13 protein-coding genes are annotated in these 12019 nt (G+C 67.4%); 11 read left to right on the top strand and 2 right to left on the bottom strand.

Translation table 11 applies throughout. The annotated features are described in order from the left end of the window. Positions 1-30 precede the first annotated feature (30 nt). From rho to G3T37_RS15260, 4 genes are all read left to right on the top strand, one after another. Positions 31-2169, top strand: a complete 2139-nt coding sequence (rho, locus tag G3T37_RS03775) for a transcription termination factor Rho (RefSeq protein ID WP_194241320.1) — start codon at positions 31-33, stop codon at positions 2167-2169. Beyond that, the gene (gene prfA / locus G3T37_RS03770) at positions 2170-3249 is read left to right on the top strand and encodes a peptide chain release factor 1 (RefSeq protein WP_163472114.1); all 1080 of its coding nucleotides are present in this window, start codon (positions 2170-2172) and stop codon (positions 3247-3249) included. A 22-nt stretch (positions 3250-3271) separates the two neighbouring features. Beyond that, the gene (gene prmC, locus G3T37_RS03765) at positions 3272-4135 is read left to right on the top strand and encodes a peptide chain release factor N(5)-glutamine methyltransferase (protein WP_163472113.1); all 864 of its coding nucleotides are present in this window, start codon (positions 3272-3274) and stop codon (positions 4133-4135) included. 314 nt (positions 4136-4449) lie between these two features. Then, positions 4450-5391, top strand: coding sequence for a DUF559 domain-containing protein (locus G3T37_RS15260; RefSeq protein WP_163472112.1), 942 nt, complete (start codon positions 4450-4452; stop codon positions 5389-5391). A 352-nt stretch (positions 5392-5743) separates the two neighbouring features. On the opposite strand, the gene G3T37_RS03755 is transcribed toward G3T37_RS15260, so the two are convergent. Together G3T37_RS03755 and G3T37_RS03750 are read right to left on the bottom strand one after the other, a co-directional pair. Further along, positions 5744-6358, bottom strand: a complete 615-nt coding sequence (locus G3T37_RS03755; protein ID WP_163472111.1) for an HAD family hydrolase — start codon at positions 6356-6358, stop codon at positions 5744-5746. Beyond that, entirely contained in the window at positions 6355-6978 is a 624-nt protein-coding gene (locus G3T37_RS03750) for an HAD-IA family hydrolase (RefSeq protein ID WP_163472110.1), read from the bottom strand. Before G3T37_RS03750 ends, G3T37_RS03755 begins: the two co-directional genes overlap by 4 nt. Before the next feature lie 57 nt (positions 6979-7035). On the opposite strand from G3T37_RS03750, the gene G3T37_RS03745 reads away from it, so the two are divergent. From G3T37_RS03745 to G3T37_RS03715, 7 genes are all read left to right on the top strand, one after another. Continuing rightward, positions 7036-7713 (top strand): L-threonylcarbamoyladenylate synthase, encoded by a 678-nt coding sequence (locus G3T37_RS03745; RefSeq protein ID WP_163472109.1) that lies wholly within the window; start codon positions 7036-7038, stop codon positions 7711-7713. Next, positions 7704-8969: an MraY family glycosyltransferase gene (locus G3T37_RS03740; RefSeq protein ID WP_163472108.1), complete on the top strand. Its 1266-nt coding sequence runs from the start codon at positions 7704-7706 to the stop codon at positions 8967-8969. Before G3T37_RS03745 ends, G3T37_RS03740 begins: the two co-directional genes overlap by 10 nt. Then, the gene (locus G3T37_RS03735) at positions 8966-9418 is read left to right on the top strand and encodes a Cg1360 family ATP-synthase-associated protein (RefSeq protein WP_163472107.1); all 453 of its coding nucleotides are present in this window, start codon (positions 8966-8968) and stop codon (positions 9416-9418) included. The genes G3T37_RS03740 and G3T37_RS03735 overlap by 4 nt, the downstream gene beginning before the upstream one ends. Before the next feature lie 133 nt (positions 9419-9551). After that, complete coding sequence (atpB, locus tag G3T37_RS03730; RefSeq protein ID WP_338401171.1) at positions 9552-10346, top strand: F0F1 ATP synthase subunit A; 795 nt, start codon at positions 9552-9554, stop codon at positions 10344-10346. Between the two features lie 63 nt (positions 10347-10409). Next, positions 10410-10646 carry an ATP synthase F0 subunit C gene (gene atpE / locus G3T37_RS03725; RefSeq protein WP_163472106.1) on the top strand — a complete coding sequence of 79 codons (237 nt, stop codon included), beginning with the start codon at positions 10410-10412 and terminating at the stop codon, positions 10644-10646. A gap of 10 nt (positions 10647-10656) precedes the next feature. After that, complete coding sequence (locus tag G3T37_RS03720) at positions 10657-11214, top strand: F0F1 ATP synthase subunit B (RefSeq protein WP_163472105.1); 558 nt, start codon at positions 10657-10659, stop codon at positions 11212-11214. Between the two features lie 3 nt (positions 11215-11217). Further along, positions 11218-12012 carry a F0F1 ATP synthase subunit delta gene (locus G3T37_RS03715; RefSeq protein ID WP_163472104.1) on the top strand — a complete coding sequence of 265 codons (795 nt, stop codon included), beginning with the start codon at positions 11218-11220 and terminating at the stop codon, positions 12010-12012. Positions 12013-12019 lie beyond the last annotated feature (7 nt).

Here is a 12019-nt window from a genome sequence, read left to right as displayed (position 1 = left end):
CATGCGGTGCGCTTACCTCTGAGATGTTCTATGACTCAGAGTCGAAAGGAACCCTTTTCCGTGACTGATGTCAACGTCCGCGCCTCTGGCGCGGATTCCCGCGCTGCACTCAGCGCCCTCCGCCTTCCCGAGCTCCTTGCTCTGGCCGGCGAGCGCGGCCTGGTCGGCGCGTCCAAACTTCGCAAAGGAGAGCTCGTGGACGCACTCAACGAGATCCAGAACCAGAACGACGATGCGGCAGTGGCCGTGAGCGACGACGCGGCCGCGCAGTCGCAGCCGGACGCCGTCATCGCCGAGGTGCCCGTCGCCGAGTCCGCTGCGGTCGAGTCGGCTGCGGTCGAGTCGGCTCCAGTCGAGTCGGCTCCGGTCGAGTCGCCTGCGGTCGAGGCCGCCGCCGACGCGACCGCGCCGGCCGAGGTCGAGTCGCCGAGTGCGCCTCCCGCTCGCAAGCGCGCCCCGCGTCGCGCCACGACGGCGGACGCCGAGGCGCGCGCCGCGGCTGCCGACGCCGCACCGGTCTCCGCCGGCGCGCACGTCGCCGAACAGCTCGCCGAGAGCGAGACCCAGGCTCCCGCGGCGCAGAGCGCCGTCGCCGAGACTGCCGTCTCCGAGGCGCCCGTCGCCCAGGCGATCGACACCGCGGATGCCGAGTCCGAGCAGAACGAGGGCGGCCAGACGCGCAACTCGCGCGGCCGCGGCCGCGGTCGCGGAGATCGCCAGCAGAACGGCCAGCAGCAGAACGACCGCCAGCAGGGCGGCGCCCAGCAGAACGCTCAGCAGCAGGATCGTCAGCAGAACGGTCAGCAGCAGGGTGACCGTCAGCAGCAGGATCGCCAGCAGGGCGGCCAGCAGCAGAATGGCCAGCAGAGCAACCGCCAGCAGCAGCAGGCTCAGGCCGAGGCGCAGGAGAACGAGCGCAGCGGGCGCAATCGCTACCGCGATCGCAAGCGCGGTCGTGGCCCGGTGGGCGACGACTTCGAGCCCGAGATCAGCGACGACGACGTGCTCATCCCCGTGGCGGGCATCCTCGATGTGCTCGACAACTACGCCTTCGTTCGCACGAGCGGGTACCTGCCCGGCGCCAACGACGTTTACGTCTCGCTCGGCCAGGTGAAGAAGCACAACCTCCGCAAGGGTGACGCCGTCGTCGGTGCCATCCGCCAGCCGCGGGAGGGCGACAACAACCAGGGTCGTCAGAAGTACAACGCGATCGTTCGCATCGACTCCGTCAACGGGCTTCCCGTCGAGGAGGCGGCCAACCGCGTCGAATTCGGCAAGCTCACCCCGCTCTACCCGACCGAGCGCCTGCGTCTCGAGACCGAGCCGCAGAAGCTGTCCACTCGCATCATCGACCTCGTGTCGCCGATCGGGAAGGGCCAGCGCGGGCTCATCGTGTCTCCGCCCAAGGCGGGCAAGACGCTGGTTCTGCAGGCGATCGCCAACGCGATCGCGAAGAACAACCCTGAGGTCCACCTCATGGTGGTGCTCGTCGACGAGCGGCCCGAAGAGGTCACCGACATGCAGCGCACGGTCAAGGGCGAGGTCATCGCCTCGACCTTCGACCGTCCGGCCGAAGACCACACGACGGTCGCCGAGCTCGCTATCGAGCGCGCGAAGCGACTCGTCGAACTCGGTCACGACGTCGTTGTGCTCCTCGACTCGATCACCCGCCTCGGTCGCGCCTACAACATCACCGCGCCGGCGTCCGGCCGCATCCTCTCGGGTGGGGTCGACTCGTCGGCGCTGTACCCGCCGAAGCGCTTCTTCGGCGCGGCCCGCAACATCGAGGACGGCGGCTCGCTGACCATCCTCGCGACTGCGCTCGTCGAGACCGGATCCAAGATGGACGAGGTCATCTTCGAGGAGTTCAAGGGCACCGGCAACATGGAGCTGCGCCTGTCGCGTGCGCTCGCCGACAAGCGGATCTTCCCGGCGGTCGACGTGAACGCCTCGGGCACGCGCCGCGAGGAGATGCTCATGGGCGCCGACGAGGTCAAGGTCACCTGGAAGCTTCGCCGGGCTCTCGCCGGGCTTGAGCAGCAGCAGGCCCTCGAGATCGTTCTCGGCAAGCTGAAGGAGACCTCGTCGAACGTCGAGTTCCTCATGCAGATCCAGAAGTCGCTCCCGGCGCCGACCGGCGGCAACGGCCACGCGCACAAAGAGGACTGAATGTTCGAGTCAGTAGCCACGCTGCTGGCCGAGCACGAGGATCTTCAGAAGCAACTGTCTGATCCCGCCGTTCACGCGGACGCCGCCAGGGCCAAGAAGATCAACCGGCGCTATGCCGAACTCAGCCGCATCGCCGCCGCCTACGCCGACTGGCAGAAGGCCGGCGACGATCTGGATGCCGCGCGCGAACTCGCCCGTGAGGACGAGATGTTCGCCGAGGAGGTGCCCTCCCTCGAGGCGCACCTCGCCGAGGAGCAGGAGCGCCTGCGCCGGCTGTTGATCCCGCGCGATCCCGACGACGGACGTGACGTGATAATGGAGATCAAGGGAGGCGAAGGCGGCGCCGAGAGCGCCCTCTTCGCCGCGGACCTCCTGCGTATGTACATGCACTACGCCGAGTCGAAGGGCTGGAAGTACGAGCTGCTCGACCGCACCGAGAGTGATCTCGGGGGCTACAAAGACGTGCAGGTCGCATTCAAAGCCAACGTGACCGACCCTTCGCAGGGAGTCTGGGCGCACCTGAAGTACGAGGGTGGCGTGCACCGCGTGCAGCGGGTCCCGGCGACGGAGTCGCAGGGGCGCATCCACACCTCGACGACCGGCGTGCTCGTCTTCCCCGAGGCGGATGAGCCGGAGGAGGTCGAGATCAACCAGAACGACCTCAAGATCGACGTGTACCGGTCGAGCGGCCCGGGCGGGCAGTCCGTCAACACGACCGACTCCGCCGTGCGCATCACCCACCTCCCCACCGGAATCGTGGTCGCGATGCAGAACGAGAAGAGCCAGCTTCAGAACCGCGAAGCGGGGATGCGGGTGCTGCGGGCGCGCATCCTGGCCCGGTACCAAGAGGAGGCCGACGCGGTGTCCTCCGCGGCGCGCAAGAGCCAGATCCGCACGATGGATCGCTCTGAGCGCATTCGTACCTACAACTTCCCCGAGAATCGCATCGCCGATCACCGCACGGGGTACAAGGCGTACAACCTCGACGCCGTCATGAACGGCGCTCTCGAACCCGTCATCGAGTCGTGCATCCGTGCCGATGAAGAGGCCCGCCTCGCCGAGATCGGATCCGACGAGTAGGGTCACCCCGCCTTCCCCTGTCATGAACCCGATCACGATCGCCGCCTTCCGCGAGCACGCCGTCGCCCTCCTCGCGAGGGCGGGAGTGCCGACTCCCGAGGTCGACGCCGAGCTGCTGATCGGCCACGTGCTCGGTCTCAGCAGGGGAGAGGTGCAGGCGCGAGCCATCACGGGTCAGCAGATTCCCGCGGACGAACTTGTGCCGGTCACCGAGGCGATCGAGCGCCGCGCCGCGCGCGAGCCGCTCCAGCACATCACCGGGCTGGCGCCATTCCGTTCGATGGAGCTCGCGGTCGGGCCGGGAGTCTTCGTGCCGAGGCCCGAGACGGAGCAGGTCGCCCAGTTCGCCATCGATGCCCTGCACGCGGTGCCGACCTCGAATCCCATCGCCGTCGACCTCGGCACGGGCAGTGGCGCGATCGCACTCGCGATGGCGACCGAGGTCGGCCGCGCCACCGTGTACGCCGTCGAGAACTCACCGAGAGCGTTCGTGTGGGCGAGGGAGAACCGGGTGCGAGTGCGTGCCGAGAACGCAAGAATCGTCTTCACCGATCTTGCGGATGCCCTGCCCGAGTTGAACGCGACCGTCGATGTCGTGATCTCCAACCCGCCGTACATCCCCGACGACGCGGTGCCGCGTGACCCCGAGGTGCGGCTCTTCGATCCCGGGCACGCCCTCTACGGCGGCCCCGACGGGCTCGACGTCGTGCGGCAGGTCTCCGTGACCGCTCAGCGTCTGCTCCGGCCCGGCGGCACGCTCGTGCTCGAGCACGGCGAACTACAGGGCGCCGCGATCGCGTCGCTGTTGGCCGCCGACGGGTGGCGCGCGATCGCCACTCACCCCGACCTGCTCGGGCGCGACCGCGCGACAACGGCGCTCCGCTGAGCGGGCGGCGCCTGCCGGCCCGCCCTCCCCGCCTCGCCCGGCCTGCACTGCCCTGCCTGCCCCGTCCTCCCCGCCTCGCCCTACCATCCCCTCCCCGACTTGGCACTTTTTGTCCCACTTCGTGGGCGCATCGCCGAAAATCGACAACTCGTGGTGCACGCCCCAACACCTTGCACGCTTTTGTCCCACAAAGAGAGGGTGCAGGCGTGGCAAGCCCGCCGATGAGGCCCTCCACAGCGTTATCACCCACGCGTGTTTTCCACACCTTCAGCGCTCCGCGGGGATGCCCTTTCCGAATGTCGCACTCTGTATGCGTGACAGAACTCGCTCCCTTGCCCGCCGATCTCAGCCGACGGTCATTTTCTGTGAAGGACGCGCATGAGCGCGGATTGACGGCGGGTCGCCTCCGATCGACCGACCTCCGTTCTCCCTTCACTGGTGTTCGGATCTCCGTCGCGGCACAACGCGCGCGCGACAACCGAGCCGTACTGCTCAACGCAGCCCTGGACTTCCTGCCGCGCCTCCGGGAGAACCAGTTCTTCAGTCACATCTCCGCACTCGCCGTGCACGGTCTGCCGGTGCCACTGCGTTTCGAGGGCGAGTCGATCGTTCACGTCGGAGTGGTGTATCCCGCGCGCGCTCCGCGTGCTCGCGACGTATGTGGCCACCAGTACCGGATCGCGCATCTTGCCGACTCGACGTCGGTGCGCGTCTCCCCGCCGGCTGTCGCGTGGCGGGAAGTCGCCGGCGACTTCTCGTTGGCCGAGCTCGTCGTCGTGGGAGATGCCCTGGTTCGACGACAGAACCCTGTCAGCTCGATGGCTGAACTGGAGAGGGTCGTTCGCATCGATACCGGTCGTCGCGGTACCCGGCGTCTGGCGGAGGCCCTCCGGCTCGTGCGGGCAGGAACCGATTCGCCCCGCGAGTCCTTGCTTCGCCTCGAACTCCTTTCGTGGGGCATGCCTGAGCCCGAAGTCAACGTGTCGGTGCGCGATCGAGCGGGTCAGCTCCTCGCGATCCTCGATATGGCATATCCGCACTATCGCGTGGCGATCGAGTATGACGGCAGTCACCATTTCACGGATGCCCGCCAGCAGCACCGCGATCTCGATCGCTACGACGACCTCGCGCATCTCGGCTGGCGAGTGATCCGAGTCGACCGGGCCCACCTGGGCGACGACATGGCCTCGACCATCGGCCGCCTCCGCCGCGCGCTCATCGAGCGTGGTTGGGTAGCCTCACCCTTTCGCGATTGAATACAGATCCCACGGGCTCTGTTGAACCCGGATCGCTGAGCGCATTCTCAGATTGGAACTGAGCCCCCCGTTAGTGGGGCTACCTTCTGCCGCGATCCTTCTGGTCGTGCGAGAAGGGCTCTGTTCGGCCACGAGCTCTGTGCTTCGGCACGCACGCGACCGTCACCTTCGTCATCATTGCTCCCACGGCCGCGGCGGCAATCATCAGAATTGCTCCCTGTCAGCACCCTCGTTTCGTGGGACGAATTCGTGCTACAACTCTCCAAGGGCGCGCGGTCTTGTCGTTTCTGGCCGCTGAGCGCGACTTGTTGCACGAAAAGTGCCAACTCGCGGGGGAAGGACCGCGCCCGCGTCAGCCGCGCGCAGCCGCGAAGGCCTCGACCGCGGCGAGGAGCCCGGCGGCGCCGGTGAAGTGGTGAGCCGTGATGCCGAGTTCGGCCGCACCCGTGACGTTGATGGGCATGTCGTCGGCGAAGAACGCATCGCGCGCCTCCACCGCGTAGCGCTCGAGCACTCGCTCGTATACCACCCGGTCGGGCTTCCTCGCTCCGTAGTGGCTGGACGCCCGCAGGTGCTCGCCGAAGATCGGAACGAGCGCCGGCGCGAGGGTGGCCAGATTCTCGCCGACGAGCGGCCCATTGTTGGTGAGCAGCGTGACCCGACCCAGCTGGGATGCGCGAGCCGCCGCCGCGATGGCGGCGGTATCAGGGGTCATCGCCTCGCCCCGGATGCGCAACCAGTCCTCTCGGTCGATGTCGCCGCCGATGCGGGCGCGGAATGCGGCGAGGTACTCCTCGCCCGTGGCCCAGCGACCGGCCTCCGCGGCGCCCTCGCCGTCGTGGTTCCACCAGAGCTCGCGCAGCGTTTCGAAGGGGAGACCCAGGTGGTCGGTCATCCCCGCCATGCGACGGCGCCAGTCGTAGCGGTAGAGCACGTCGTCCATGTCGAAGATGAACAGGAGGGTCATGCGCGACCCCGCGCCGCGAACTCGTCGATCGCCGCGTCGAGCGCGGGAAGGTCATCCGCGCCCCGGTACTGGAAGGCGGTCAGCCCGGCGGACCTGGCCCCCGCGACGTTGGCGGCGGAGTCGTCGACGAAGAAGGTGCGCTCGGGGGTGCCGCCGTAGTGCGCGACAGCGGCGAGAAAAGCGGCGGGATCGGGCTTCCGGATGCCGAGCTGCCAGCTGACCAGCACGTTGGGGCCCAGAATCGCCGCGACATCGGGAGCCATTCGGCTGAGCGTCGCCGAGAACGTCGGCGGATTGTTGGAGAAGAGTCCGACCGTGCCCAGGGTGGACGCACGCCGGAGGGCCGCCACGACGCCCGGGTTGGGCGTGCTCGCCGCGTGACGCGCCTCGCACCACTGGTCGAGGGTCAGCCGGGCTCCGGTGACGCGCGCGAATTCGTCGAGATACTCCTGCGCGCTCGGCCACTCCCCGAGTTCCGCGCGAACCTCGTACCCCGGCACCCACCAGCTCTTCGCCAGGTGGTACTGGCTCACTCCGCTCAGCCTGCTCTGTGCGGGGAGGCGTTTACGGGAGTCGTAGGCGTAGAGGGTCTTGTCGAAGTCGAAGAGGTAGAGATCCACGGTGTGTCAACGGTATCGCAGGCTCGCTGGGCGCCCGGCGGCTACGATGGTCCAGTCATGGCCTCTCTCTACGATTGCTCGGTGAATGCCGAGTTGCTCACCGGTATGCGGCTCGCCCGTGGGGCGATCGGCAGGGGAGAACTGGTCGTCATCCCGACCGACACCGTGTACGGGATCGCGGCCGACGCGTTCTCGCCCGACGCCGTCCAGCGGCTCCTCGACGCGAAGGGCCGAGGGCGCCAGTCGCCCCCGCCCGTGCTGATTCCCGGGATCCCCACTCTGGATGCCCTTGCCGAGTCGGTCCCCGACGAGGTGCGGGCGCTCGTCGACGTGTTCTGGCCCGGCGGCCTCACGGTCATCCTGAAGGCACGGACCTCACTCGTCTGGGACCTCGGCGAGACCCGCGGCACGGTCGCCCTGCGCATGCCCGCGAATGAGTTCGCCCTCGAGCTGCTGTCCGAGACGGGACCACTGGCCGTGTCGAGCGCCAACCTGACGGGTCAGCCGGCCGCCGCCACCGCAACCGAGGCGCACGACGCTCTCGGCGACTCCGTGGAGGTGTACCTCGACGGGGGCAGGGTGGGGGAGAGCCATGCGGGCGCGCCCGATCCCGGTTCGACCATCGTCGACGCGACCGCGCTCGACCAGCCCGGCGGCAAGCTGCGGATCGTTCGTCACGGCGTGATCAGCGACGAGGCGATCCACGGCATCGTCGGGGCCGATCGATGCGAATAATCTTCTATGTCCTGACCACCGTCGTCGCCGCGGCCGTCACCTGGGCGCTCTCGGTGCTCATCCTGAGGCTCAGCCATCGCTACCGCCTGTATCCCAAGATCCGCTCGCGTGACGTTCACACCCGGCCGACACCGCGACTGGGTGGCGTGGCGATGTTCTTCGGCGTTCTCGTCGGTCTGGGCGTCGCATCGTTCATCCCGCAGCTGAAACCCGTGTTCTCCTCGCCGGAGAACATCCTCGCGGTCGTCGCCGCAGCGTTCATCATCGTCGTGATGGGGGTGGTCGACGACATCTGGGACCTCGACTGGGTGACCAAACTGGCGGGGCAGATCATCGCGGCCGGAGTGCTCGCGTTCGGCGGCATCCAGATCACGAGTCTGCCCATCGGCGGGATCATCCTGATCTCACCGCTCACCTCGCTGATCCTCACGATCTTCGCTGTCGTGCTGGTGATGAACGCGGTCAACTTCGTCGATGGTCTCGACGGCCTCGTGGCGGGCGTCGCGATCATCGCCAATGGCGTGTTCTTCATCTTCAGTTACCTGCAGCAGGCCGCCAACAACATCGATTACTTCAACCTCGCGTCGCTCCTGACCGCGGTGCTCATCGGCGCCTGTCTCGGATTCCTGCCGGTCAATTTCCACCCCGCGAAGATGTTCATGGGTGACGCCGGTGCCCTCCTCGTCGGCCTGCTGATGGCCGCGACCGCGATCGCGGTCACCGGTCAGATCGACCCCATCTCGGTCGAGAACGGCACCTTCGGTCACGGTGACCTGCTGCCCGCGTTCATCCCGATCCTGCTCCCGGTCGCGATCCTCGTGATTCCGCTGCTCGACTTCGGGCTCGCGGTGTTCCGTCGACTCCGCGCGGGCAAGTCGCCGTTCTCCGCCGACCGCAAGCACCTGCACCACCGCCTGCTCGACATGGGGCACTCGCACCTGCACGCCGTCCTGATCTTCTACGCCTGGACGGCCGTCGCCTCGGTCGGCGTGCTCATGTTCCTGTTCGTGCCCTGGTACTGGGGGCTCGCCATCATCGTGACCGGTCTGGTCGTGACGACGGTCTTCACGCTCGCGCCCCTCAGCAGGCGCAAGCGCGAGGAGGCGGCCGCCCAGTCCGCTCCTGCCGTTGCGGCCGGCGCCTCCGATCCCGCGATCGCCCGGCTCGATCCGCTCGACGCGGCTGCGGCGGATGCCCGTCCCCTCGCCGGCGCCGATCCCACCACCCTCACCCCCAAGGAAGGCGCCGCCTCGTGAACAGCGCAACCATCGTCCTGAAGCGGTCACTCATCTACGGCGCCCTCCTGGCCCTCGCGATCGCGGTGGTCGGTGGCGTCATCGGGGGACTCGTCGCGGGCGGAAACGGCGTGCTGAGCGCGCTCGTGGGGACCGCGATGGCGGCGGTGTTTCTGGGGATCACCTCGGGCAGCATCCTGCTCGCGACGCGGTCGCGCCGCTACGAGGCGTTCAGCCCGGCCTTCTTCGCGATCGTGCTGGGCGGCTGGGTGCTCAAGTTCGTCATGTTCCTGGCCCTCGTGTTCCTGACCGGCCGCGCACCCTGGGTGCAGCCGCACGTGCTGTTCTTCTGCATCCTCGCCGCGGTCGTCGGAAGCCTCCTCGTCGACGTGATCGTGGTGGCCCGCACGCGTCAGCCCTACATCGATGAGCCACGCTCAGCGGTGACGCCGGAGCGCAGCGACAGCTAATAAATAGGGATTCGAACGCGGCCGATTCTGTTGATAGGCTAGGGACCGGTTTCACCCCCAATTTTCATCGCCGCGTGCTCGCACGCCCCGATTTTCGGAGATAGCGCTGCTACATCACGCCATCGCCCAGATAGTGCCCTTCGCCACCGACGGCGGTGGCGGTGCGCAGTTCCATGGGCCATCAATCGACGAGTTCTATCCAGCGCCCGTTCTGTTCATCGGCACGCCCTTCGAGATGAACCGGATCATGATCATCCGCGTCATCGTGGTCATCGCGCTCTTCCTGTTCTTCTGGCTCGGCTCGCGTCGCATGAAGCTGATCCCCGGTCGGTTCCAGAGCGTCGTGGAGCTCGGCCTCGATGTCGTGCGGGTGAACGTCGCGGAAGACCTTCTCGGCAAGAAGGAGGGGCGTCGCTTCCTGCCCCTGCTCACGACCATCTTCTTCCTCGTCCTCGGCATGAACATCACCGGCGTGATCAGCCCGCTCAACATCGCGGGCACCTCGCTGATCGGTATCCCGATCATCCTCGCGCTCGTCTCGTACGTGACCTTCATCTACGCGGGTCTCAAGAAGCACCCGGGGGCGTTCCTCAAGAACGCGCTCTTCCCGCCGGGCGTGCCGTGGCCGTTCTACATCATCGTGACGCCGATCGAGTTCTTCTCGACCTTCGTGCTCCGGCCCGTGACGCTCATCCTCCGACTCACCATGAACATGATCGTGGGGCACCTGCTGCTCGTGCTGTTCTACGGCGCGACGACCTTCTTCTTCTTCGAGATCGGCAATCTCTTCGGCGTGATCGGTGTCGCCACCTACGCGGTGGGCTTCGCCTTCACCCTCTTCGAGATCCTGGTGGCCGTTCTTCAGGCCTACGTCTTCACCCTGCTCACCGCGGTCTACCTCCAGCTCGCGCTGGCCGACGAGCACTAAACCTCTGACACAATTCAACGGCGCTGGTAATCGCCAGGGTCGCCCAATGGAAGGAAACACAACGTGGACGCAACATCCATCGTCGCCGCGATCAACGGAAACATCGCGACCGTCGGTTACGGCCTCGCAGCAATCGGCCCGGCCATCGGCGTCGGCATCGTCGTCGGCAAGACGATCGAGTCCGTCGCTCGCCAGCCCGAGCTTCAGGGCCGTCTGACGACCCTCATGTACATCGGTATCGCCTTCACCGAGGCGCTCGCGCTCATCGGTATCGCTACCTACTACATCTTCACGAACTAGGCAGAGGCTCATGACTCCCGTGCTGATCGCAGCCGCGGAGAAGCCCATCAACCCGCTTCTCCCCAATACCCCAGACCTGGTCTGGGGCGCGGTGTCCTTCATCGTTCTCCTGTTCCTCTTCTGGCGCCTGGTTCTGCCGCGCGTCAAGACGATGCTGGATGAGCGTGCCGAAGTCATCGAAGGCGGAATCAAGCGAGCTGAGAACGCTCAGGCCGAGGCCGCTGCCGTGCTCGAGGAGTACACCAAGCAGCTCGCCGAGGCCCGTGCCGAGGCCGGCCGCATTCGCGAGCAGGCCCGTGTCGACGGCACGAAGATCCTGAACGAGCTCAAGGAGCAGGCGTCTGCCGAGGCGGCGCGCATCACCGCGAACGCCCAGGCGACGATCGAGGCGGAGCGCCAGGCGGCACTCGTCTCGCTTCGCGCGGAGGTCGGCTCGCTCGCGATCGACCTCGCGTCGGGCGTGATCGGCGAGAGCCTGAGCGACGACAAGAGGGCTTCCGCCATCGTCGACCGCTTCATCGCCGACCTCGAAGCATCCGAAAGCGCCTCGAGCGCGGCGAAGGCGTAATTCATGGGTTCCGCAACGAGAGAAGCACTCGCCGACGCGATCGCGGCGTTGAACGCGGTCGCGGGTGCAGCCGATCTCGCCACGGGGGAGCAGCTGCTCCAGGCCGCGGTGACCATCGGAGGTTCGGCGCCGCTCCGCGCGGCGCTGGCCGACGACTCCGCCGAGAAGTCCGACAAGCGCGGCATTGTGGACGCGCTGTTCGGCGGGTTCACGGATCGCGCGCGGGCGGTGCTCGGTGCGATCGCCGACGCCCGCTGGTCGAGTGATGCGGATCTCGTCGCGGCGGTCGAAGAGCTGGGCATCCGTGCGATCGCGGAGTCCGCGCCCTCCTCCGTCTCGATCGAGGGCGAGCTGTTCGCCTTCGCCGCGGCGGTGCGGTCGGATGCCGAACTCGAGCTCGCCGTGAGCAGCAAGCTCGGCTCCACCGAGTCGAAGGTCGCGCTCGTCGAGCGCTTGCTGAGCGGCAAGGCGAGCGTGCAGACCATTGCGATCCTCCGAGCGCTCGTGCAGCAGCCCGGGGAGCGCCGCATCGGAGAACTCATCCGCTACGCGACCTCGACCGTCGCCGACCAGGCCGGTCTGGCCATCGCCACCATCACCGCCGCGAAGCCCATCCCGGCCACCCAGCTCACTCGCCTCGTCAAGGGATTGTCGGCGCAGTACGGCCGCGAGCTCAAGGTCAATCAGGTCGTCGACCCCGCGATTCTCGGCGGCATCCGCGTGCAGGTCGGCGACGACGTCATCGACGGCAGCGTCGCGACCAGGCTCAACGACCTCAGACTTCAGCTCGCCCGATAGCGCGCTC

The organism is Galbitalea soli (genome assembly GCF_010686725.1).
Taxonomy (GTDB): domain Bacteria; phylum Actinomycetota; class Actinomycetes; order Actinomycetales; family Microbacteriaceae; genus Galbitalea; species Galbitalea soli.
This window is presented reverse-complemented; position numbering and strand designations above follow the sequence as displayed.